This is a genomic window from Okeania sp. KiyG1, assembly GCF_014132355.1.
Classification (GTDB): Bacteria; Cyanobacteriota; Cyanobacteriia; order Cyanobacteriales; family Microcoleaceae; genus Okeania.
The window spans coordinates 43,457-70,288 of the sequence record NZ_BLZO01000062.1; the positions used below are offsets into that span (position 1 = coordinate 43,457).

Annotated in this window: 10 protein-coding genes and 1 pseudogene; 4 read left to right on the forward strand and 7 right to left on the reverse strand. The window is 39.5% G+C overall.

Features of this window, described 5'->3' with window-relative positions; genetic code table 11:
* Nucleotides 1-694: 694 nt before the first annotated feature.
* From SAGCYANO_RS12940 to SAGCYANO_RS12955, 4 genes and pseudogenes are all read left to right on the forward strand, one after another.
* A complete protein-coding gene (locus SAGCYANO_RS12940) occupies nt 695-2,101 on the forward strand; it encodes a carotenoid oxygenase family protein (RefSeq protein WP_202220459.1) in 1,407 nt (468 codons plus the stop codon).
* Between the two features lie 1,610 nt (nt 2,102-3,711).
* Nucleotides 3,712-7,971, forward strand: a complete 4,260-nt coding sequence (locus tag SAGCYANO_RS12945) for a GAF domain-containing protein (protein ID WP_202220460.1) — start codon at nt 3,712-3,714, stop codon at nt 7,969-7,971.
* Between the two features lie 32 nt (nt 7,972-8,003).
* Nucleotides 8,004-8,192: a hypothetical protein gene (locus tag SAGCYANO_RS12950; protein ID WP_202220461.1), complete on the forward strand. Its 189-nt coding sequence runs from the start codon at nt 8,004-8,006 to the stop codon at nt 8,190-8,192.
* A gap of 223 nt (nt 8,193-8,415) precedes the next feature.
* Nucleotides 8,416-10,198: pseudogene (locus SAGCYANO_RS12955) on the forward strand (EAL domain-containing protein).
* Between the two features lie 310 nt (nt 10,199-10,508).
* Here SAGCYANO_RS12955 and SAGCYANO_RS12960 read toward each other — a convergent pair.
* From SAGCYANO_RS12960 to SAGCYANO_RS12990, 7 genes are all read right to left on the reverse strand, one after another.
* The gene (locus SAGCYANO_RS12960; RefSeq protein ID WP_202220462.1) at nt 10,509-12,158 is read right to left on the reverse strand and encodes a WD40 repeat domain-containing protein; all 1,650 of its coding nucleotides are present in this window, start codon (nt 12,156-12,158) and stop codon (nt 10,509-10,511) included.
* Nucleotides 12,159-12,202: 44 nt separating this feature from the next.
* A complete protein-coding gene (locus SAGCYANO_RS12965) occupies nt 12,203-12,601 on the reverse strand; it encodes a hypothetical protein (RefSeq protein ID WP_202220463.1) in 399 nt (132 codons plus the stop codon).
* 276 nt (nt 12,602-12,877) lie between these two features.
* The gene (locus SAGCYANO_RS12970; RefSeq protein ID WP_202220464.1) at nt 12,878-13,024 is read right to left on the reverse strand and encodes a hypothetical protein; all 147 of its coding nucleotides are present in this window, start codon (nt 13,022-13,024) and stop codon (nt 12,878-12,880) included.
* 222 nt (nt 13,025-13,246) lie between these two features.
* Entirely contained in the window at nt 13,247-14,437 is a 1,191-nt protein-coding gene (locus tag SAGCYANO_RS12975) for a glycosyltransferase (RefSeq protein WP_202220465.1), read from the reverse strand.
* Between the two features lie 761 nt (nt 14,438-15,198).
* The gene (locus SAGCYANO_RS12980; RefSeq protein ID WP_202220466.1) at nt 15,199-17,130 is read right to left on the reverse strand and encodes a S9 family peptidase; all 1,932 of its coding nucleotides are present in this window, start codon (nt 17,128-17,130) and stop codon (nt 15,199-15,201) included.
* Nucleotides 17,131-17,409: 279 nt separating this feature from the next.
* On the reverse strand, nt 17,410-24,021 hold the full coding sequence (locus tag SAGCYANO_RS12985) for an Ig-like domain-containing protein (protein ID WP_202220467.1): 6,612 nt from the start codon (nt 24,019-24,021) through the stop codon (nt 17,410-17,412).
* A partial coding sequence (locus SAGCYANO_RS12990) for an Ig-like domain-containing protein (protein ID WP_202220468.1) occupies nt 23,960-26,832 on the reverse strand: 2,873 nt, incomplete at its 5' end. The genes SAGCYANO_RS12985 and SAGCYANO_RS12990, both read right to left, overlap by 62 nt.

A 26,832-nucleotide genomic window follows, 5' to 3' on the forward strand; every position in this document is an offset into this window, starting at 1 on the left:
CGCCCTCACTAGATGGAGATGGCATTCGCCCTCACTAGATGGAGATGGCATTCGTCCTCACTAGATGGAGATGGCATTCGCCCTCACTAGATGGAGAATGGCATTCGCCCTCACTAGATGGAGATGGCATTCGCCCTCACTAGATTTAGTTTCCGTGCGTAATATCATGTCCGGTAGCATCGGTATTGTATAGTGAAGGTAAGGAAGAAGCAAGAAGTAGGGGCGAACGGCCGTTTGCCCCTACAAAAGAAGGAAAAACCTTAAATATGTTAGGTAGTGGGACTTAAACAAAATATAGCCAGAAAATAGGCTCAAATATAGACTGGTAAAGGCTTTTACGTCAAAAAGGTATAAATCCTGAATTACCAAGGGTTCTAGCTATTTTTAGAGCATTGACGTAATTCCCTTGTCTAGAGTGGCTTTGACGCATTTTTTCGACCATAAAATGTTTAAGTACCAGTAGATATTTCTCCAACTTTTACACAAACGATACTAACGGACATGATATAAGTCCTGAAAAGTTAAAAGTAATATTTTTAGGACTCAAAACTTTGACTCTACAGTTTCACGGAAGTCAAAAGTTAAAAGTTAAAACTTGCTCCCTACTCCCCTACTCCCCTACTACCCTACTCCCCTACTCCCTACTTACAAATGTTAAATTAAAACACAGATACTTAGACATTATCAAAAATTTATGACTAGCACAACTCCTACCCTTAGTCCTTTCTTAACCAATAATTTTGCCCCTGTCAAAGAAGAAATAACTGCTGACAACCTCAAAGTTATTGGGGAACTACCCGCCGATCTTTCAGGAATGTTTGTTCGTAATGGCCCTAATCCCCAATTTTCTTCTATTGGTCAATATCATTGGTTTGACGGTGATGGAATGTTACATGGACTGAGAATAAATAATGGTAAAGCATCTTATCGCAACCGCTATGTAAGAACACACAAATTCCAGATAGAAAATCAAGAAGGCAAGGCCGTCTGGGCGGGATTATTGGAGCCACCCCAACAGGATAATCCCCATGGTACAGATACAAATAGAGCTAACACAGCTCTGGTATATCATGCTGGTCATTTCTTAGCTCTGTGGGAAGGTGGTGCGCCCTACGATCTTAAATTACCCGATCTGACTACTATTGGCAAACATACTTTTAACAAAAAACTTCAATCTTCTTTTACTGCTCACCCAAAAGTTGATGCAGTAACAGGGGAAATGATGTTTATTAGCTACTCAATGCCTCAACCTCCATATTTACAATATGGCATTATTTCTGCAAGTGGGGAGTTGTTGCGAACAATACCTATCGATCTGCCAGTGGGAGTAATGATGCACGACTTTGCGATTACGGAAAACTATACTATATTTTTCGACTTACCGATGAACTTTCGCCCAGAAAGAGTTGAAAAAGGTCAATTTCCCATCGCCTTTGAGTCAGAGACACCCAGTCGTTTTGGTATTATTCCACGCCATGGAGATAATTCTGAGGTCCGTTGGTTTGAAACTCCAGCTTGCTATATCTACCATACTCTTAATGCTTATGAAGAGGGAGATGAGGTTGTATTGGTTGCTTGTCGGATGAGTGCAACTAATGTGTTTGTGACAAATGAAGGCGATGGCGACCCTAATGGCGATATTCCGTATCTATATCATTGGCGGTTTAACCTAAAAACTGGAGAAGTTAAGGAAGAAAAGCTGGATGAAGTACCTTCAGAGTTTCCCCGTGTAAATGATGAGTTAGTAGGGCGAAAAACTCGGTATGGTTATTCAGCAAGGGTGGTATCGGGAGATTTGCCACTGTTTGATGGGTTGATTAAATATGACTTGGATACAGGAAAGTCGGATACTTATGAGTTTGGTAAAGGGCGTTATGGTGGCGAGGCAGTATTTGCACCTCGACTTAATGCTAGTAGTGAGGATGATGGTTGGTTAGTGACTTTTGTTTATGATGAAAATACTCAGACTTCTGAGTTGGTGGTAGTTAATGCTCAGGATATTAGTGGGGAAACTGTAGCGCGGGTGATTTTACCTCAAAGAGTTCCTTATGGTTTTCACGCTAGTTGGATATCTGAGATGCAGTTGATAAACAATAGGTAACTGGTAGAGCGATCGCTAATTTTTACCCAAACTAAATGATATATAGAACCCATTTGGTATCTACAGGAGTTACGCAGAGACTCTATACATAGGTAGGGCGAATACCATTCGCCCCTACGCAGAGACTCTATACATAGGTAGGGCGAATACCATTCGCCCCTACGCAGAGATTCTATACATAGGTAGGGCGAATACCATTCGCCCCTACGCAGAGACTCTATACATAGGTAGGGCGAATACCATTCGCCCCTACAGATGGTGGTTTAATAGTCATATCATGTCCGGTTGAATAATTAGACTTTGGTGGAAGGAAGGCAGAAGGCAGCGGGAGCTGGAGTCAGAAGGTTTTCTCAAGAGTGTCACCTTAATTTTATACACAAACGATGCTACCGGACATGATATGATTCATCAATTCTTTCCCTCTACTCTCTACTCTGTAAGGACGTTGCATACAACGTTCCTACTCCCTATGCATGGAGAAGATGCCTAATATCAAATCCGGTTGAATACTTATCATATATTTGGGTGTGGGAAGGGTGGGTCCCCACCCTCGCCCCTCCCTCCTGAGAGGGGAATCTGGGGAGTGTGGGGAGGGTGGAGAGTTTCGGGATATTGAAGGCGAGAAAGTGTCGATAGAATTATAAACATATACTGTATAACCGGATTCTATATAAAAGATTCCAAATGGGTTCTATAAGCTATTTCTACTGATTTCGTTAAATTTGGGAATAAAGATTCATATAACAAAGATATTCAAGAATTTAGAATTTAGAATGCGCGAATTTAGAATTACTTCTACTTGAAAAGAAGAGGATTGACGAACAGGAAAATTTTTATTTATTATCCCCTTAAAAGGGGAGGCTTTAAACCACAATATTTCGGTAATTATGAAAAATTTATTCTGGCAATATGTGATTTTTTTCAGCTCTATCATAGGAAGTATAATATTAGAATAAAATACCACTAATTGAACAAAAAAGTAAAAAAAGAGTAATAAAATCTTGATTTCTTAATAAGAAATATCTCAAATATCCATCGGACAGTATCACAAACAAAATTACTTAACAATTATCAAGAAGCTAAAGTTAAGCAATCGAAGGACTTGGATGATTTTTGGAGATGTCTATTTATTTAAAATTCGACCTTCAATTTTAACAATATAATCCCATCTGTTTAAAGAAGCTCGGGACTTACGCATAGAATCTATATATAGGGAGGGCGAATACCATTTGCCCCTACATATGGTGGTTTAATAGTCAATTTGCGTAGGTCCTGAAGCCATAATTTTCTGTGGTCTAAAATTAACTTATATTAAAAAAATAGTAATATATCCACATAATTAATTACCAAATATTTTTAATTCTCTTCCCCGTTAATTCTGACTATTAATGAATTATACAGATGCTCAGGAATTTGATCTTAAAAATAATTTATCATATCTCTCATATTTTTGATGAATAATTATCATGTCTTATAGATAAGTTTATGGCAATATCTCCATTGTGTGATTTATTTAATTGAGTTGATTTAGATATAATTTAAATAGTCAATATTAATAATTATATTAAAATGTAGATATTCTTGTGTTGATACTTAATCGGTATTGTATTATGTGGGAAGTATTAATAACTCTATTTTCATCGAAGCAATATATGCCTCATGGTCAGTGTTACCTGTGGCAGTCTCAGCTTATCTGGTTACATTTTCTCAGCGATCTTTTGATTGGTGTGGCTTACTACTCCATACCTATTACACTAATATACTTTCTCCGCCAGCGAACAGATGTCCCATTTAAACATATATTTTTCCTGTTTGGAGCTTTTATTATTTCCTGTGGCACAGGTCACCTGATAGAAACTTGGACTATTTGGCATCCAGCATACTGGATATCTGGGCTAATCAAAGCCTTTACTGGTTTAATATCAGTATATACTGCAATTGTTCTAGTACAAATTATTCCTGTAGCATTGGCCTTACCAAGTCCCGGTGAACTAGAAGCCATTAATAAACAACTAAAAACAGAAGTAAGTCAAAGAGTAAAAGCGGAAAATATTCTCAAAAACTTGATTGTTGGTACAGCTTCACTTACAGGAGAAAAATTCTTTTCTGCTCTAGTCCAACATTTAGCAAAAGCTTTGAATGTTAGACACGCATTTGTATCACAACTTTCAGAAGATAGTTTAGAAGAACTCCAAACAGTAGCATTTTTTGCTCAAGAAAACTTAGCAGAAAATATTAAGTATAAAATCGAAGGAACTCCTTGTGAACCTGTCATTAGAGAGGCACAACTCAAGTATTATCCTGAGAAGGTGCAGAAAATTTTTCCGACAGCATCTGGGTTAGCTGCAATGGAAGCAGTTTGTTATTTAGGAGTACCATTAATCAATGAACAAGAACAAGTAATAGGAGCATTATGTATTAATAGTAATCAAACTTTAGATAACCCGGAAAATGCTATAGCCATTATGCAAGTATTTGCTGCTAGAGCAACAGCAGAATTACAACGTAAAAAAGCTGAATTTAAGCTCCATCAAGCTTATGATAAGTTAGAAAAAAGAGTTGAATCTGCAACTCAAGACCTGCAACAACGTACTTCAGAATTAGTTAAAATAAACGCTGCTCTGGCAACAGAAATAAGTGAAAGAAGAACGGCAGAATTAGCTTTAAAAAATAGTGAAAATTTTTTAAAACAAACACAATCAGGTTTATTAAGATTAGCAAAAAACCAAAATTTATACAAAGGAAATCTTAGTGCAGCTCTAGCCGAAATAACTAAATTAGGCAGCCATACCCTGAATGTAGAAAGAGCGAGTGTGTGGTTTTATAATGACGATAAATCAGAAATTAAATGTGCTGATTTATATGAAAAGAGTCTCAATAAACATAGTCAAGGAATAATTATTTCTAAAGATAACTATCCTCAATACTTTGAAGCTATAGAAATAGAAAAATTAATCGCTGCCTCAGATGCCCATCAAGACTGTAGAACTAAAGAATTTAGTGATTCCTATCTGACTCCACTTTCAATTTATTCAACGTTAGATTCTCCTATTCATCTACAGGGGAAAATTGTCGGAGTTATATGTTTAGAGCAAACTCAAACTAAAAGATATTGGACGATAGAAGAACAAAATTTTGCTAGTTATATAGCATATATGACAGCTCTAGCAATAGAATCACACGACCGTAAACAAGCAGAAGCAGCATTAAGCTCAAGTCAACGTTTAGTACAAAAAATTACCCATACCTGTCCAAGTCTTTTGTATATATACGACCTATTTGAACAGAAAAATGCCTATGTTAATCGTTCAATTCAAGATATGCTTGGTTATACAGAATCAGAAGTTGAAGAAATGGGGGAAATTTTCTTAAAAAATCTGATGCACCCCGATGATTTTGCGAGACTGCCTCAACACTTTCAAGAAATTATGATGGGAGCGGATGGCGATATCTTTGAATTTGAATATCGAATGAGATGCCACAATGGGAAATGGATATGGCTATTTAGTAGAGAGACCATTTTTAGCAGAACAGATTCAGGAGCAGTAAGACAAATTATTGGTGCAGCTACCGATATTACAGGAAATAAACTAGCAGAAGCTAAACTACAAGCTAGTCAAAAGTTTTTGGAGCGAGTTATTAACTCAGTAGCTGACCCTATATTTGTTAAAGACCGCCAGCACCGTTGGCAAATTGTTAACAATGCTTTTTGTCAGATGGTTGGAGCTTCGCAAAAAGAGTTGCTTGGCAAATCTGAGTACGAATTTTTCCAAAAATCTGAAGCAGATGTTTTTTGGAGAAATGACAACCTTGTCTTTGAGAATGGAATAGAACAGGAAAGTGAAACAAAATTAACAAATATTGCTGGTAAAGTTCATTATCTATCAACAAAAAAAGTTGCCACTACTGATGTTTTTGGTAATCAAGTATTGGTTGGTGTAATTCGAGATATCACAGAACAAAAACAAATTGAGTTAACCCTCCGAAAAACAGCAGAGCGAGAGTCTGCTCTAGCTACAGTAATTCAGAAAATGCACCAGTCTATAGATTTAGAAACAATCTTCAGCGCTACAACTGAAGCACTACGACAGGTAGTTAAAGGCGATCGCTGTGTTGTCTATCAATTCTACCCTGACTGGAGTGGGGAATTTGTGGCTGAGTCGGTAGACCAGAAATGGACTTCTGTATTAGCCTCACAAAAATGCTCCTTAGTATCTGAAGTAGCAGTGGATAAAAATGAATGTGTAGTTAAAACTTTTGCTAGTGTTAATCAGACAATACAATATGCCGATACTTATCTACAAGATACTCAAGGTGGTGTTTATAGCCAAGGAGTAAAATATACATCTGTAGCAGATATTTACAAATCTGGATTTGATTCATGTTACCTAGAATTTTTAGAGCAATTTCAAGTAAGAGCTTATATTACTGTTCCCATATTTTGTGGCACTCAGTTATGGGGACTATTAGCAATTTACCAAAATACAGGTCCGCGCTCATGGCAGGAATCAGAAATTAGTCTAGTAGTTCAAATAGGCACTCAGTTAGGAGTAGCTGTCCAGCAAGCAGAACTACTTACCTATACTCAAAGACAAGCAGCAGAATTGAAACAGGCAAAAGAAATTGCTGATGCAGCAAACCAAGCGAAAAGTGAATTTCTGGCTAATATGAGCCATGAATTACGCACACCTCTAAATGCTATTCTTGGTTTTACTCAACTAATGAGTCGGGATGAAGATTTATCTTTCGAGCGTCAAAAATATTTAGAAATTATTAGTCAGAGTGGGGAACATTTACTAGCATTAATTAATGATATTCTTGAAATGTCAAAAATAGAGTCGGGACGAATAGAACTCAATGTAAATAATTTTAATCTTCACTGTCTATTAGATGGCCTAGAAAAAATGTTACAGTTAAAAGCTCAATTAAAAGGTTTAAAGTTAAAATTTGAGCGTTCTCCAACAATTCCTGAATGGATTAAAACTGATGAAAATAAATTACGTCAAGTATTAATTAATCTAATTGGTAATGCCATTAAATTCACAAAAAAAGGAGGCATTACAGTTAATATTTCCCTAGTCACTCAAGTGAAAAATGAAAAGCTAGAAACAAACTCCTCTGTAGCTCAGATTATTTTTTACATCACAGATACTGGAAAGGGTATTGCCTCCAATGAACTAAATAAATTATTTAAACCTTTTAGTCAAACCTTAAGTGGTTATGAATCTAAAGAAGGGACAGGTTTGGGTTTAGCAATTAGTCAAAAATTTGTACAATTAATGAAGGGAGAAATAACTGTAGATAGTATGGTGGGTAAAGGAAGTACATTTGCTTTTGATATTCAAGCAGAAATAGTAGAAGCATCTGTAGCAAAAGAAAATCAATATTCAGAAGAAATAATTATTGGTTTAGACTTTGACCAACTTCAATATCGTATTTTAATTGCGGAGGATAGAAATACTAACCGTTTGTTATTAGTTAAATTACTTACATCTATAGGCTTTAATGTTCAAGAAGCTGAGAATGGTAAACAAGCCATAGAAATTTGGCAGAGTTGGCAACCTCACTTAATCTTAATGGATATGCGAATGCCAGTAATGAATGGCTATGAAGCAACTACGAATATTAGAAGTCAATTAAAAGGTCAATCAACTAAAATTATTGCTCTTACTGCTAGTGCATTTGAAGAAGACAAACGTTCAATTTTATCAGTAGGATGTGATGATTTTGTCAGAAAGCCATTTCAAGAATCAGAATTATTAAGAAAAATTGGCAAACATTTAGAAGCAAAATATATATATGCAACAAAAAAATTAACAACGAAAATATTAATCAAAATATCAATCAAAATTCCTCAGAAAAAACAATAAATTATTCTGAAATAACTGTCAAGATTGCCAAGATGCCTTTAGAGTGGACTGAAAAATTAAACCATTTTGCATCTATGGGTTCTGATGATGAAATTTTCCAACTACTCAAACAAGTTCCTCAAGAAAATACAGCCTTAATTACAGCCTTAACTGACTTAGTTGAGAACTTTAGATTTGATATAATTATAGATTTAACCAAGCATATAGAAAGCTCAAAATAATTAAAAAAGCGGTCAGCGGTCAGCAGTCAGCAGTCAGCAGTAAACTTTTAGAAGGGGATGAGCAACCCCTCCGCGCACCTTCCAGTTTATAGAAACCGGGGATGTTTTACCAGAGCTGCTAAAAGCTGTTAACGAAGTTCCTCTGCAAGAAGCTAGCTTAATGCTAAAAGCTAATAGGTAGTTAACAATGGAAAATTCCAAACAACAAGATAAAATACTAAATATGGACAAAACTCCAGCAGATATCCTAATTGTTGATGATACACCAGAAAATTTACGCCTTTTATCTCGAATGCTAACAAAGCAAGGGTATAATGTTCGTAAGGCAATTAGTGGACAAATGGCACTGAGGGCAGTAAACACTGCACCCCCCAATCTCATTTTGCTAGATATTATGATGCCACTGGTAGATGGGTATGAAGTTTGTGAACAGTTAAAAAATAATCCTCAGACCTCTGAAATTCCGATCATTTTTCTCAGCGCGCTTGATGATGTAATTGATAAAGTTAAAGCATTTAAAGTAGGAGGGGTAGATTATATTACTAAACCATTTCACCTAGAAGAAGTTTTAATCCGAATTCAAAATCAATTATCACTACAAGCTGCAGAAAAAGAAATTCACTTACTTAATACTCAACTAGAAATAAGAGTGCAAGAGCGTACAAAGCAGCTAGAGGAAGCTAATGCTAAATTACTTGAAATGGCGCTTCACGATAGTTTGACAGGATTAGCAAATCGGGTTTTATTCATGGACCGTCTCAAACAAGCTCTTGATTATACTAAAGTAAATTCAGAATATAAGTTTGCCGTGATGTTTCTAGATTGCGATCGCTTCAAAGTAGTTAATGATTCTCTTGGCCATCTAGTAGGAGATGAATTACTCATAGCAATTTCTGATCGCTTACAAAAGGTACTTAAACCAGAAGATACCCTAGCTAGACTAGGAGGAGATGAATTTGGTATTCTGCAAATCAATATTCAAAATATAGATGCTGCTATCAACTTAGCAAATCAAATATTTGAACTTCTATCTTATCCATTTAAGCTGCTCAGACATGAGGTTTTTATTAATGCTAGTATTGGCATTACTGTAGGCAATAGTAACTATGAAAAACCAGAGTATTTATTAAGAGATGCAGATACAGCAATGTATCAAGCTAAAGCATCAGGGAAAGCAAGGTATCATACCTTCAGTCCAGAAATGCATAATTCTGCTCTCCAACTTTTGCAGTTAGAAACAGACCTACGCCGAGCAATTAATCAACAAGAATTTATCGTTTATTATCAACCAATTATTGAATTTAATACAGGTAAAATAACAGGTTTTGAAGCACTGGTACGTTGGTATCATCCTCAACGTGGTATAGTTTCACCAGGATTATTTATTCCGATAGCAGAAGAAACAGGTTTAATTAACCCCCTTGGCAATTTAGTAATGCGGGAGGCGTGTCATCAACTCTACAAATGGCAACAGCAAAAAATTACCGATTATCCTCTAACAATGAGTATTAATTTATCAGTAAGACAGTTTGCCCAACCAAATTTGATTGAACAAGTCGATAAAATTCTGGCAGAAACACAAGTAAATCCTCAAAATATTAAATTAGAAATTACAGAAAGTGCTATAATGGAAAATACAAAAACTGCTGATATTTTACTTAAAAACTTAGAGAAAGATATATAAAACTGTGTATAGATGATTTTGGTACTGGTTATTCTTCACTGAGTTACTTACATTTATTTCCTGTAGATACTCTCAAAATAGACCGCTCTTTTATCTGGTCAATTGATGATAAATCGACTGATTTAGGACTTGTTCCAGCAATTATTAGTATTGCTAAAACTATGAGAATGAATGTAATTGCTGAAGGTATAGAAACACCTATACAATTCAAACAATTAAAAAATTAAAATGTGACTTTGGTCAAGGATTTTTATTTTCTCAACCTCTAGAAGCAGAAAAAATTACTCAATTACTGAAGACAAATCCCCAGTGGCAGTGGTAATATCAATTCTGGTGGAATTGGACATAAAAAAATATCCAATCATTATAACTACGCTCATCCAACATGAATATCTTTCCTACTGAGTTATGACTCCTAAAAACTACTAATCTATAACTGTTTAACTGGATTTGATATAATACCGTTTCACGGAATTCAAAAGTCAAAAGTCATGCATTATGATTTTATAGCTCAAAACTTTGATGCTTCAGTAATTTCAGCAAATTATTCGACATCTAAAGTTTGAAACTATTTGTAACATTTTTTATCGCTCGAATCAATACTTTTCCCACTATTCCCTGTTCCCTGTTTTCTATTCCCTGCTATAGTATTGATTAACTTGCCACAAACGAACAACACCGTAGCGACCACTAGATGCCAAAAAGTTGCCATTTGGAGAAAACGCAATACTGTTAACAATATTCGTATGTCCAAATAAAGTTTTTAAGGACTTACCAGTACTAACATCCCATAAACGAACAGTTTGGTCATCACTTCCAGATGCCAATATTTTACCATCAGCAGAAAAAGTAACTCGATTAATTATACTCTGATGACCTATTAAAAGTTTGCTCATTTTTCCAGTGGCAATATTCCACAACCGTATAGTTTTCTCTCCACCCGCAGATGCTAATAATTTGCTATCTGGGGAAAAGGCAACTGTTTTAACATACATTGTATGTCCTGAGAAAATTTTCAGGGGTTTACCGTTGCTAGTATTCCATAACCGGACTGTTTTATCAGCACTTCCAGATGCCAACATTTTACCATCTTTGGAAAAAGCAATACTCCAGACTAAATCATCATGGCCTGCGAGCAGTGCTAACTTCCTACCAGTAAGTACATCCCATAATATTAATGTTTCTTCCCGACTACCAGATGCTAATAACTTGCCACTGGCAGAAAAAGCTACACTTTTAACTACATCTGTATGTCCTGTCAAAACTCGCGTTTGCTTGCCAGTAATAGCATTCCATAAACGCACGTTAGTATCATCACTAGCAGATGCTAATAACTTACCATCTGGGGAAAAAGCCAAACTACCGATTAAACTTTCATGTCCTTTGAGAATGCGTAGTTGTTCCCCAGAATTAGTATTCCATAAGCGGATATTTTTATCCCAACTTCCGGATGCTAAGGTTTTGCCGTCGGGAGAGAAAGCAATACTTTCTACTCTATTCATAAACCCTTGAATTAAGTGTTCTAATTCCCCAGTGTTAACATTCCACAAACGCACAGTTTCATCTCCACTGCCTGATATTAATAAACTGCCATCGGGGGAGAAAGCGACACTGTTAACAAAACTTGTATGGCCAGTAATTAGTTGTAACTGTTTTCCTGTAGTCACATCCCACAAGCGCAAATTGTTTTCATCTCCTGCGGATACTAATAATTTGCTATCTGGAGAAAAAGCTGCATCATATATTTTACAACTATGACCCTGTAAAACTTGTATTTGTTTACCAGAAGCAACATCCCATAAGCGTATAGTTTCATCCCAACTGCCTGATGCTAATATTTTGCCATCTGGAGAAAAGGCAACCATTGTCACCCGACCTTCATGCCCTGACAATAGTCGTATTTGTTTGCCAGTGGCAACATCCCACAAACGTATAGTTTCATCCCAACTACCCGATGCTAATATTTTGCCATCTGGTGAGAAAGCAACTGTTTCGACTCGCTTAATATTTTCTTGGAGAACTTGTATTTGTTTGCCAGTGGCAACATCCCATAAGCGTATAGTTTCATCCCAACTACCGGATGCTAATATTTTGCCATCTGGTGAGAAAGCAACATTGTTAATTGGAGAAATATGTCCTTTTAATTCTGCTAATAATTGACCTGTGCGTAAATTCCATAAATATATATTTGGATCTGCTCCTACAGCTAGCAAGTTATGACGAGAATTAATCGCACCACACTTAGCAGGGCAGTCAATTTCCCATAATATATTTTCACTCAAACCTATCTGAAATAAAGTAGCACCACCAGCACTACAGACAAGAATTAAATTATTTTTAAGGGTATTATATCTGTGATAAATCCACGTCCTAAACGTTTTTTCATCCCTTGATTAACTAATTCTGGTAAAGCAACAGAGCGAGGATATTGTAATAATTCTTCTTTTTGTTTTTCTGTGGCTTTTTCCCAGAGTAAATTGTGTGCTGTCCACTGGACTCTTCCTGTTTCTGTTTGAATAATTGGGGCAATAAGTTTGATGCCTTCTCTACCAAATTTAAGTGCTTCTCTCACAGCAGCTATTCTTTGTTCTTGGGGGTTATTATTGGTAAGTTTAGTTTTGAGAAGCTGCAATTTTTTCAGAGTTTCTGTATCCTTTGGAGTAGATGTAGATTGTCCAGTAGGGATTAAATTATCAAAAGACTTATTTTGTGAGTTATTATTCATTGTTTATAGCTGATGGACTTAATGCCATTGTATTTAATTTTATGGAAGAAGGAAGAGGGAACAGGGAAGAAGGAAGAAGTAATACCGTTTCACAGAAGTTATAACAGGACTTACGCAAATTCACCTTGAAAACGCCATATGTAGGGGCGTTAACGATAGTTATGCGAAGCATAAGGCATTTGCGTTACGCAAAGCTCCGAATTGTGCCCTCACTGGATTTAGTGTCCGTGCGTAATACCAATTTGAAAAAAGAATGCTATGAAAAGTGCCACTCTATCAGATATTCTTAAAAATAGTGACTATCGTGGATTTTAGATAGTTATTTATATCGTTTTTACCTTTTTTAAAATATTTCCTTCTTCTTCCTTCTTCCTTCTTCCTTCTTCCTTCTTCCTTCTTTCTTACTTCTATTGTAACAAACACTTATCAAATTGGTACAAGTCAAAAGCGAGTGCTAATTGGCGAGGTTTCTTATGACGCTTTTAAAGTGTGGAAATAGTTCCGCACACAGCCCCTCCAGAATGTAAGACGCACATCTGAGAGTCAAAAGTCATGCATTAAGATTTTATCAGCTCAAAACTTTGATGCTACAGTAATATCAGGAAATTATTTAACATTTAAAGTTTGAAACTATTTGTGACATTTTTAAAGTGAATTGGTATAAGTTCGCCCTTTCCAATTACTACCTCGCCGTCGCCAGTATTGCCAAGCTGAATTTATGGTAATTAATGTATAAATCGAAGCAACAGTTGGTAAACTCATGGCATAGATTGGTGAAAGTTGATAAAATCTGACAATAGGTAAGTAAGCTAGAAACATTAATATTCTTGCCAAGAAAGCGATCGCTACTATTTCCCACCAACTAAAAATTACTCCTAAAATTATTCCTAATGAAGGAATTAAATAAGTTAATTTCATCCCTATTACTGTTGCGGCTAACAGCAGAGGTGAATAATTTAATTGAGTAAAAGCAGTACGAGCAACCATATTCCAAATACTAAATAAATCTGGATAGGAACGTCTACTTTTCGTGTCTGAAGTTAGCCCTAACCAAATCTTTTTATTTGTTGATTTTTGTTTAACTGCTGTAGCTAAAGAACAATCATCTATTAAAGCATTTTTAATAACTTCTATTCCGCCAATTTCATCTAAAACTTGGTGACGAATTAATATACAACCTCCAGCAGCTGCAGCGGTAGAATTTTGCGGATTATTTACCCATCTAAATGGATATAATTTTTGGAAAAAAAATACAAATGCCGGAATCATTAATTCCTCTGCTAAAGTTTGGCATTGCAGCCTCACCATTAAAGAAGCTAAGGCTAAATTTTCCTGTTCTGCTTTAATAATAAGTTGACTAATATTTGTGGAGCTATGTTCAATATCTGCATCAGTAAAAAGAAAATAATCTGGGGCTGGAGTTTGTTGTTTTGCATATCTAATTCCTTGATTAATTGCCCATATTTTTCCACTCCAACCACTAGGTAAGTTTCCTGCTGAAATTACTTCTAGTTTAGTAAAATTATCATTTTGTTGAGCTATAAATTTTGCAACATTAGCTGTATTATCTTTGCTATTGTCGTCCACCAATATAATCTTGAAATTTCCTGGATAATCTTGATTTAATAAGGATTTTAGTGTCGATCTCAATAATTTTGCTTCATTTCTAGCAGGAACGATGGCAGCAATTGATGGCCAATATTGAATCTTTCTAATTTCTGTTTCTGATCTGGACAATAATTGTCTATCTACTAACCAAAATTTGCCTCTAAAAAGTAATAAATATATCCATATTATCAGATTTAAAACGCTCGTTATTAATAAAATTTTGTGCATAAATTTACTCTGATTTATAAGTTTAAAAATACTTGCAAATGTTGTATATCGTTAGACGAATAACCTATGACCTCTTACCAATTCTCATTTCTTCTACGTCCTAATATCATGTCCGGTTGAACAGTTATAAATAAATAACGACGGAGTCCTCAGGAGTCAACCCACCCCTCGCCCCTCCCCTCCCAACCCACCCCTAACCCCGACCGTGGAGGGGAGGGGAAGTCAGGAGTCAGGAGGGAAGAAAGAAGAAGGAGAGAGTTTTTTATCACTAATTATCCGGACATGATATAAATCGTTAATCTACAATACTTTGAAACAGCCCTGCCTTCCTGGGAGCAGAGCTAATTCTTTGTCATCAGAGAATATTAATGTGAAATACACAGGACTTACGCAAATTCTTAGACAGTACCCTATCATTAGGGGGCGCAATTCGGAGCTTTGCGGAGCGCAAATGCCATTCGCCCCTACAATATATGGCGCTTGGTGCGTAAGTCCTGATACATTTAATTGTGCAAATATAAAAATCTCTCCATCTCTCCATCTCCCCATCCCCCATCTCCCCACATTCCCCTCCTGGGAGCAGTAGGGGTGGGTCCCCCATCTCCCCATCAATTTTTCTAAGCGTGACAATAAATTGACCCTGGGGGTTAGGGGTGGGTCCCTACTCCCTACCCAAGCAAAAAGACTTTATTCAGCAAACCCTAATAATTAATAATTAATAATTAATAATTAATAATTAATTGTTGAACACCTTTTTATCCCTAGAAATTAATAATTTCTATCTCCTCTAAATTTTCAGCAGGTGTAAATCCAAATACACGGGAGTAAAAATAAAATTCCCCATCTAAAGCCCGTTTAATATTTTCTGAACGACGAAACCCATGTTGTTCTTCTGGAAAGGCAACATAAGCCACTGGTAATCCTTTTTGCTTTAAAGCTTCTAACATTATTTCTGCTTGATTTGGTGGCACAACTTTATCTTCTAAACCTTGGAAAAAAATTACAGGACAAGACAAAAGCTCAGTAAAATGAATAGGCGATCGCTGTTTGTATAAATCTTTTTTTTCAGGGTAAGGACCAATCAGTCCATCTAAATAACGAGATTCAAATTTATGAGTATCTGTGGCTAAAGCTTCTAGATCGCTAACTCCATAATAACTAGCACCAGCCTTAAAAACATCCTTAAAAGTTAACGCACATAAAGTAGTATAACCTCCTGCACTACCGCCAGAAATAGCCATACGATTACCATCAACTAAACCCTGTTTAGCTAAATATTGAGCGCCATTAACACAATCATCAACATCAACAATTCCCCAGTTATCTTTTAGTCTTTGCTGATACTCTCGTCCATAACCAGTACTGCCTCCATAATTAACATCAAGTAGGGCAAAACCACGACTTGTCCAATATTGAATTTTTAAGCTTAAACTACTAGAAGTTGCTGCCGTAGGGCCACCATGACTTTTGACTAAAAGAGGTGGTTTTTCTGATGTTATTTCTGTGTAATCTTGATTAGTTGGTGGGTAAAATAAACCATAAGCAGTATTCCCATTTTCAGTAGGAAATTCTATTGATTGAGGAATAGATAAATAACCTGAATTAATCTCTAATTCTGTAGAACGTTTTAAGATATCAATAGCACCTGTAGATAGATTTATATTTACAATTTCAGTGGGTTTTGTTGGAGAACTTCCCAGAAAATAAACTCGATCTTCTTTGGCTTTCAAAGAACCCATTGAAGTATAGGGTATTTCTATTTGCTGTAGATGTTTTTTCGTAGTATTAAGAGTTGCTAAATGCCAAATTCCATTTTGAGTAAAAGTGCAAAGAATTGTGTTTGCTGCTGTAAAGCCATAAGTAGACATTCCAAATACCCATTGTGGCATTCCAAACTCTGCATTTAAAGGATATAATGGCTCTACATTTACCATTTCAGTTCCTGAAACCCGATAAATATTCCACCATTTAGAGCGATCGCTAACAAAATATAAGATTCCTTCTGGCGACCATTCTGGTTGAAAAATTGATTCCTGTTTGCCACCTGCAACTAATTGAGTTTCACCTAATAAACCATTTGCATTAATCTGAGCTATCCATAACTCAGTACCATCCCAAGGCATATTAGGATGATTCCAACTTATCCAACAAAGTCGCTTTCCATCTGGACTCAGACGTGGCGAGGCATAAAAGTCATTACCCTCCACTAATATCTGAATATCTGCCTCATTTTTGATATTGATGCTAACTATCCTATTTATAGCTTCTCCACCTTTGGTATGATCTTCCTGAATACAAATTAGGCGATCGCGCTGTTTATCCATCACAGCATCAGCATAACGGCAGTTTACTTCTGGAGTTAAAGGTTTAGGACCTGCATCTGGAGTTTGGCAGTAGAGACGTTGGTCAGCAAAATTAGAAAAATAAATCGTGCCATCTGTCACCAAAAACGCACCACCTCCGTATTCATGGACTCTGGTACGGACATTAAAAGGCGGGGGAGTGATGTCATTTGTCTGTCCATCTGGAGTGTGACGGACAATAACATTTCGTCCACCTTCTGAGGGTCGTCCTTCAATCCAGTAAACATCCTCACCATCAATGGCAAGACTGCTAAGTCCAATTGTCCCTGCCACAATCAAATCAGCAGTGATGGGAGATTTCCAAGAGCCATAAGGTGCTATTTCTTTCATAGTTTAAAATTAAAATTATAGATTATAGAGCAATATTTACTACTAATTGTGTCATTGTCAGTCACTAAGTCCTAAATATTCAGTTTCATTTAATATAGGACAATATAATTTTGACTTAACTACCGCCACTCAACCTACAATGTTAATACAACCGAATAATATCGACTGAAAAAAAGTTTGTTAAAAGGAATATTAAAGCGTAGTGCAAATTTTAGGGGCATAGTATTCGTGATACTATGCCCCTACTTCAAATTATGAGTTGTAGACTATTCTCATTTATTAGACGAAAAAGGAATCATTGAGAGTAGTTAAGCGAGATTCTATTTGCCCTGAGGTCGCAGACAAATTTTCTAGAGTAACTAAAAGTCGATCGTTCCAGAAAATAGAAATGTTGTCTCCAACAGGATCAATTGTTAAGTTCTGTTCATCAGTAGTAATTCCATCAGTTAATACGAGGAAGTCTTGATTGAGATCAAAGTCGGTGATGATATCTACTCCTTGGTTAAAGTTGATTAGGAAGCGATCGCTACCACTACCTCCAGTTACAGTATCATCACCGTCCCCACCACTTAAGAAGTCGTCACCTGCTTCTCCAAGGAGAGAATCATTTCCTAATGAACCAAACAAGCTGTCGTTATCTTCACCACCTAACATGGTATCATTATCCTCTTCACCAAACAATTGATCCTCACCTTGATTACCAAATATGAGGTCGTCTCCTGCCCCACCAAACAACTCGTCTTGCTGGCCTTGTGTACCAACTGCTGCTGAAAGTTCAGGGTTATCTCCATAGAGAGTATCATTACCTACACAGCCACAAAGAGTATCATTACCTTGATCGCCAAACAGAAGGTCATCTCCTGACTGACCATATATTAAGTCATCATCCTTACCACCTCGTGAAGTATCATTGTCTTCACCACTAAGGATAGTATCTGCAGCATAGTTACCATTGAGGAAGTCATTTCCGGCACCGCCAGAAATCAAGTCTTTTCCTGATACATCAGGATCGGTAACACTATTGTTGCCACCATAGATTACATCATCTCCTTCCTCTCCTAAGAGAGTATCGTCTCCTTGGTCGCCAAACATGGAATCATCATCCTTACCACCATAGATGAAATCATTTTGTTTACCACCGTACATGACATCGTTTCCACGACTGCCTTGCATGATATCGTTACCTCGACCGCCATGAACAGAATCTTCCCCTACTTCCTCTTCTGATGAATTTGAACTTGGGTCACCAACAATGTGATCGTCGCCATTTTCACCCATGAGTATATCGTGCCCTTCCTGTCCGAAAAGAGTATCTGATTCTTTTCCACCATGGACTCGATCGTTATCCTTACCACCCATGAGCATATCAGTGTGACGGTTGCCGTTGAGGAAGTCATCACCCCTTCCACCATTCATTGTATCGCTACCAGTAGAGTCTTTGTCAGTACCACCAGCAGTACCACCCCAGAGGGTATCGTTATCTTTGTCACCTAGAACGAGATCGTTGCCCATATCAGCCCAGATAACATCATCGTGCTTACCACCACGAACTATATCAGATTCTTTACCAGAGTTAATAATATCCTTTTGTTCTTTGCCATTCACAAAATCAGAGCCACGGTTAGCAAAAATTAGATCTTCACCCTCACCACCATAAATAATATCATCGTTATCACCACCTTCTACTGTGTCATTTCCGCCCAAGGCATCAATAGCTTGGCTGACTCTGTTATTTGTTATAGACTCACTTGCTTCTGTACCGAAGAATAAGTCTTCAAATAGATTTGTTTCGTCGATAACTATAGAGGGCAAGATCGGTAAATCTACAAGTTCTATAGTTGGAGGAGGAGGACATGAACGATCTTCATTTATAGGAGTCGGCTCTGAAGTTGGCTCTGGAGTCGGCTCTGAAGTTGGCTCTGGAGTTGGCTCTGGAGTCGGCTCTGGAGTTGGCTCTGGAGTTGGTTGTGGGGTTGGTTGTGGGGTTGGTTGTGGATTTGGTTGTGGGGTTGGTTGTGGATTTGGTTGTGGTTGGTTGGCAGGTGGAGTCCCGACAACATCAATAGAAATATCAGCAGGTTCTAAAGGGGTACCATCTGGGTCATTAGCCACATAAGGAATACTTACAACTCCTGTAAACCCTGATACCGGAGTGAAAGTCACATTGCCATCATCATCTACTTCAAATGTGCCTTGGTCTGGTACTTCTAATGTTTTCTGCTCTCCTGGAGTATCTGGATCGAGGTCTATGGAAGTTAGGTCTATAGGAGTATCGTTGTCAGCGATATTCACAGTTACAGGAGTATCAATAGGAGTTGTGGCACTGTCATCGTCTAGATTCCCTACTGGGGTGACATCAATAGAAATATTTGCGGAGTTAGAAACTGCACCAGTACTATCTTGGACTGTATAACTAATAGGAGTTGTCTGACCTGTAAAACCCTCTACTGGAGTAAAGGTGAGGTTACCCTCATCGTCTAAGGTGTATGTGCCTTCTCCTGGTTGTGTGAAGGTAGTCTCTTGTTCTGGGGTACTGGGGTCTAAGTCTACGGTGGTCAAGTCTATTGTCGTCTCTGGGTCACTATCATCATCGGTAATGTTGAAGGTGACTGGTTGCCCTGCTACTGTGGTGCTACTGTTATCTGTTGCTACTGGTGGTAGGTTTACTACTTCCACTGTGATGTTGGCATTGTTTGATGTATTGCCGTTGTTGTCGTTGACAGTATAGGGTATTGTCACCTCTCCGATAAACCCATTTGTGGGGGTAAAGGTCAGGTTGCCGTTTTCATCTACTTCAAAGGTACCTTGGTCTGGTAGTTCTAATGTTGTTTGGTTTCCTGGTGTGGTTGGGTCAATGTCGATGGTGCTGGGGTCTATTTCTCCTTCGATGTCGATGTCGTTGTTGGTGATGTTGAATGTTACTGGTTGGTTAATAAAGGTGTTGGCAAAGTCATCGGTGGCTATGGGAGGAGTGTCAGTTACTTCTACGATAATATCGGCGATGTTGGTGACGTTGCCTGCGGTATCTTCTACGGTGTAAGGAATTGTGACTACTCCTATAAACCCATCTGTGGGAGTAAAGGTAATATCTCCTGTGGGGTCTACTTCAAAAATACCTTCCTCTGTGATGAGTGTTGTTTGTTGTCCTGAGGTACTGGGGTCGAGGTCGATAGTTGCTGGTGCTATCTCTACTTCAGGGTCGGCGATGTCGTTGTCGGTGATGTTGAAGGTTACTGGTGTGTTGATGACTGTGCTGGCGTTATCGTTGCTAGCTGCTGGCAGTATTTCTGTGACTGTGACTGCTACCTCGGCAGTATTGGAGATATCGCCATTGTTGTCGGCGACGGTGTAGGTGATGGGGGTTACTTCTCCTACGAACTCAGCAACTGGTGTGAATGTGATGTTCCCTGCATTGTCTATTTCAAATGTGCCTTCCCCTGGTTGTGTGAAGGTGGTTTGTCTGCCTTCTGTGTTTGGGTCTAGGTCTACTGTGGTCAGGTCTAATGTGCCGTCACTGTCTGTGTCGTTGTCGGTGATGTTGAAGGTTACTGGTGTATTTACTCCTGTGCTGGCGTTGTCGTTGGTTGCTACTGGTGGGGTGTTGATGACGGTGATGGTGATGTTGGCACTGTTTGAGGTTTGGCCGTCGTTGTCTGCTACGGTGTAGGGGATGGTTGCTTCTCCTACGAAGTCAGCAACTGGTGTGAATGTCACGTTGCCATTGTTGTCTACTTCAAATGTGCCTTGTCCGGGGATAGTTCTGGTTTTTTGCTCTCCTGGTGTGTTGGGGTTTAGGTCTATGGTGCTGGGGTCGATGTTGCCGTCTATGTCGTTGTCGTTGTCTGCGATGCTAAAGGTTACTGGCTGGTTTTTGAGTGTTGTGCCGTTGTCGTTGTTGGCTACTGGGGGTTGGTTGGCAGGTGGAGTCCCGACAACATTAATAGAAATATCAGCAGGTTCTAAAGGGTTTCCATCTGGGTCATTAGCCACATAAGGAATACTTACAACTCCTGTAAACCCTGATACCGGAGTGAAAGTCACATTGCCATCATCATCTACTTCAAATGTACCTTGGTCTGGTACTTCTAATGTTTTCTGCTCTCCTGGAGTATCTGGATCGAGGTCTATGGAAGTTAGGTCTATAGGAGTATCGTTGTCAGCGATATTCACAGTTACAGGAGTATCAATAGGAGTTGTGGCACTGTCATCGTCTAGATTCCCTACTGGGGTGACATCAATAGAAATATCAGCAGGTTCTAAAGGGTTTCCATCTGGGTCATTAGCCACATAAGGAATACTTACAACTCCTGTAAACCCTGATACGGGAGTGAAAGTCACATTGCCATCATCATCTACTTCAAATGTACCTTGGTCTGGTACTTCTAATGTTTTCTGCTCTCCTGGAGTCTCTGGATCGAGGTCTATGGAAGTTAGGTCTATAGGAGTATCGTTGTCAGCGATATTCACAGTTACAGGAGTATCAATAGGAGTTGTGGCACTGTCATCGTCTAGATTCCCTACTGGGGTGACATCAATAGAAATATCAGCAGGGTCTAAAGGGGTACCATCTGGGTCATTAGCCACATAAGGAATACTTACAACTCCTGTAAACCCTGATACCGGAGTGAAAGTCACATTGCCATCATCATCTACTTCAAATGTACCTTGGTCTGGTACTTCTAATGTTTTCTGCTCTCCTGGAGTATCTGGATCGAGGTCTATGGAAGTTAGGTCTATAGGAGTATCGTTGTCAGCGATATTCACAGTTACAGGAGTATCAATAGGAGTTGTGGCACTGTCATCGTCTAGATTCCCTACTGGGGTGACATCAATAGAAATATTTGCGGAGTTAGAAACTGCACCAGTACTATCTTGGACTGTATAACTAATAGGAGTTGTCTGACCTGTAAAACCCTCTACTGGAGTAAAGGTGAGGTTACCCTCATCGTCTAAGGTGTATGTGCCTTCTCCTGGTTGTGTGAAGGTAGTCTCTTGTTCTGGGGTACTGGGGTCTAAGTCTACGGTGGTCAAGTCTATTGTCGTCTCTGGGTCACTATCATCATCGGTAATGTTGAAGGTGACTGGTTGCCCTGCTACTGTGGTGCTACTGTTATCTGTTGCTACTGGTGGTAGGTTTACTACTTCCACTGTGATGTTGGCATTGTTTGATGTATTGCCGTTGTTGTCGTTGACAGTATAGGGTATTGTCACCTCTCCGATAAACCCATTTGTGGGGGTAAAGGTCAGGTTGCCGTTTTCATCTACTTCAAAGGTACCTTGGTCTGGTAGTTCTAATGTTGTTTGGTTTCCTGGTGTGGTTGGGTCAATGTCGATGGTGCTGGGGTCTATTTCTCCTTCGATGTCGATGTCGTTGTTGGTGATGTTGAATGTTACTGGTTGGTTAATAAAGGTGTTGGCAAAGTCATCGGTGGCTATGGGAGGAGTGTCAGTTACTTCTACGATAATATCGGCGATGTTGGTGACGTTGCCTGCGGTATCTTCTACGGTGTAAGGAATTGTGACTACTCCTATAAACCCATCTGTGGGAGTAAAGGTAATATCTCCTGTGGGGTCTACTTCAAAAATACCTTCCTCTGTGATGAGTGTTGTTTGTTGTCCTGAGGTACTGGGGTCGAGGTCGATAGTTGCTGGTGCTATCTCTACTTCAGGGTCGGCGATGTCGTTGTCGGTGATGTTGAAGGTTACTGGTGTGTTGATGACTGTGCTGGCGTTATCGTTGCTAGCTGCTGGCAGTATTTCTGTGACTGTGACTGCTACCTCGGCAGTATTGGAGATATCGCCATTGTTGTCGGCGACGGTGTAGGTGATGGGGGTTACTTCTCCTACGAACTCAGCAACTGGTGTGAATGTGATGTTCCCTGCATTGTCTATTTCAAATGTGCCTTCCCCTGGTTGTGTGAAGGTGGTTTGTCTGCCTTCTGTGTTTGGGTCTAGGTCTACTGTGGTCAGGTCTAATGTGCCGTCACTGTCTGTGTCGTTGTCGGTGATGTTGAAGGTTACTGGTGTATTTACTCCTGTGCTGGCGTTGTCGTTGGTTGCTACTGGTGGGGTGTTGATGACGGTGATGGTGATGTTGGCACTGTTTGAGGTTTGGCCGTCGTTGTCTGCTACGGTGTAGGGGATGGTTGCTTCTCCTAGGAAGTCTGGTTCTGGTGTGAATGTCACGTTGCCATCGTTGTCTACTTCAAATGTGCCTTGTCCGGGGATAACTCTGGTTTTTTGCTCTCCTGGTCTGTTGGGGTTTAGGTCTATGGTGCTGGGGTCGATGTTGCCGTCTATGTCGTTGTCGTTGTCTGTGATGCTAAAGGTTACTGGCTGGTTTTTGAGTGTTGTGCCGTTGTCGTTGTTGGCTACTGGGGGTTGGTTGGCAGGTGGAGTCCCGACAACATCAATAGAAATATCAGCAGGTTCTAAAGGGTTACCATCTGGGTCATTAGCCACATAAGGAATACTTACAACTCCTGTAAACCCTGATACCGGAGTGAAAGTCACATTGCCATCATCATCTACTTCAAATGTACCTTGGTCTGGTACTTCTAATGTTTTCTGCTCTCCTGGAGTATCTGGATCGAGGTCTATGGAAGTTAGGTCTATAGGAGTATCGTTGTCAGCGATATTCACAGTTACAGGAGTATCAATAGGAGTTGTGGCACTGTCATCGTCTAGATTCCCTACTGGGGTGACATCAATAGAAATATCAGCAGGTTCTAAAGGGTTTCCATCTGGGTCATTAGCCACATAAGGAATACTTACAACTCCTGTAAACCCTGATACGGGAGTGAAAGTCACATTGCCATCATCATCTACTTCAAATGTACCTTGGTCTGGTACTTCTAATGTTTTCTGCTCTCCTGGAGTCTCTGGATTCAATAGAAATATCAGCAGGTTCTAAAGGGGTACCATCTGGGTCATTAGCCACATAAGGAATACTTACAACTCCTGTAAACCCTGATACCGGAGTGAAAGTCACATTGCCATCATCATCTACTTCAAATGTACCTTGGTCTGGTACTTCTAATGTTTTCTGCTCTCCTGGAGTCTCTGGATCGAGGTCTATGGAAGTTAGGTCTATAGGAGTATCGTTGTCAGCGATATTCACAGTTACAGGAGTATCAATAGGAGTTGTGGCACTGTCATCGTCTAGATTCCCTACTGGGGTGACATCAATAGAAATATCAGCAGGGTCTAAAGGGGTACCATCTGGGTCATTAGCCACATAAGGAATACTTACAACTCCGGTAAACCCTGATACGGGAGTGAATGTGACATTGCCATCATCATCTACTTCAAATGTGCCTTGGTCTGGTACTTCTAATGTTTTCTGCTCTCCTGGAGTATCTGGATCGAGGTCTATGGAAGTTAGGTCTATAGGAGTATCGTTGTCAGCGATATTCACAGTTACAGGAGTATCAATAGGAGTTGTGGCACTGTCATCGTCTAGATTCCCTACTGGGGTGACATCAATAGAAATATTTGCGGAGTTAGAAACTGCACCAGTACTATCTTGGACTGTATAACTAATAGGAGTTGTCTGACCTGTAAAACCCTCTACTGGAGTAAAGGTGAGGTTACCCTCATCGTCTAAGGTGTATGTGCCTTCTCCTGGTTGTGTGAAGGTAGTCTCTTGTTCTGGGGTACTGGGGTCTAAGTCTACGGTGGTCAAGTCTATTGTCGTCTCTGGGTCACTATCATCATCGGTAATGTTGAAGGTGACTGGTTGCCCTGCTACTGTGGTGCTACTGTTATCTGTTGCTACTGGTGGTAGGTTTACTACTTCCACTGTGATGTTGGCATTGTTTGATGTATTGCCGTTGTTGTCGTTGACAGTATAGGGTATTGTCACCTCTCCGATAAACCCATTTGTGGGGGTAAAGGTCAGGTTGCCGTTTTCATCTACTTCAAAGGTACCTTGGTCTGGTAGTTCTAATGTTGTTTGGTTTCCTGGTGTGGTTGGGTCAATGTCGATGGTGCTGGGGTCTATTTCTCCTTCGATGTCGATGTCGTTGTTGGTGATGTTGAATGTTACTGGTTGGTTAATAAAGGTGTTGGCAAAGTCATCGGTGGCTATGGGAGGAGTGTCAGTTACTTCTACGATAATATCGGCGATGTTGGTGACGTTGCCTGCGGTATCTTCTACGGTGTAAGGAATTGTGACTACTCCTATAAACCCATCTGTGGGAGTAAAGGTAATATCTCCTGTGGGGTCTACTTCAAAAATACCTTCCTCTGTGATGAGTGTTGTTTGTTGTCCTGAGGTACTGGGGTCGAGGTCGATAGTTGCTGGTGCTATCTCTACTTCAGGGTCGGCGATGTCGTTGTCGGTGATGTTGAAGGTTACTGGTGTGTTGATGACTGTGCTGGCGTTATCGTTGCTAGCTGCTGGCAGTATTTCTGTGACTGTGACTGCTACCTCGGCAGTATTGGAGATATCGCCATTGTTGTCGGCGACGGTGTAGGTGATGGGGGTTACTTCTCCTACGAACTCAGCAACTGGTGTGAATGTGATGTTCCCTGCATTGTCTATTTCAAATGTGCCTTCCCCTGGTTGTGTGAAGGTGGTTTGTCTGCCTTCTGTGTTTGGGTCTAGGTCTACTGTGGTCAGGTCTAATGTGCCGTCACTGTCTGTGTCGTTGTCGGTGATGTTGAAGGTTACTGGTGTATTTACTCCTGTGCTGGCGTTGTCGTTGGTTGCTACTGGTGGGGTGTTGATGACGGTGATGGTGATGTTGGCACTGTTTGAGGTTTGGCCGTCGTTGTCTGCTACGGTGTAGGGGATGGTTGCTTCTCCTACGAAGTCAGCAACTGGTGTGAATGTCACGTTGCCATTGTTGTCTACTTCAAATGTGCCTTGTCCGGGGATAGTTCTGGTTTTTTGCTCTCCTGGTGTGTTGGGGTTTAGGTCTATGGTGCTGGGGTCGATGTTGCCGTCTATGTCGTTGTCGTTGTCTGCGATGCTAAAGGTTACTGGCTGGTTTTTGAGTGTTGTGCCGTTGTCGTTGTTGGCTACTGGGGGTTGGTTGGCAGGTGGAGTCCCGACAACATTAATAGAAATATCAGCAGGTTCTAAAGGGTTTCCATCTGGGTCATTAGCCACATAAGGAATACTTACAACTCCTGTAAACCCTGATACCGGAGTGAAAGTCACATTGCCATCATCATCTACTTCAAATGTACCTTGGTCTGGTACTTCTAATGTTTTCTGCTCTCCTGGAGTATCTGGATCGAGGTCTATGGAAGTTAGGTCTATAGGAGTATCGTTGTCAGCGATATTCACAGTTACAGGAGTATCAATAGGAGTTGTGGCACTGTCATCGTCTAGATTCCCTACTGGGGTGACATCAATAGAAATATCAGCAGGTTCTAAAGGGTTTCCATCTGGGTCATTAGCCACATAAGGAATACTTACAACTCCTGTAAACCCTGATACGGGAGTGAAAGTCACATTGCCATCATCATCTACTTCAAATGTACCTTGGTCTGGTACTTCTAATGTTTTCTGCTCTCCTGGAGTCTCTGGATCGAGGTCTATGGAAGTTAGGTCTATAGGAGTATCGTTGTCAGCGATATTCACAGTTACAGGAGTATCAATAGGAGTTGTGGCACTGTCATCGTCTAGATTCCCTACTGGGGTGACATCAATAGAAATATCAGCAGGGTCTAAAGGGGTACCATCTGGGTCAT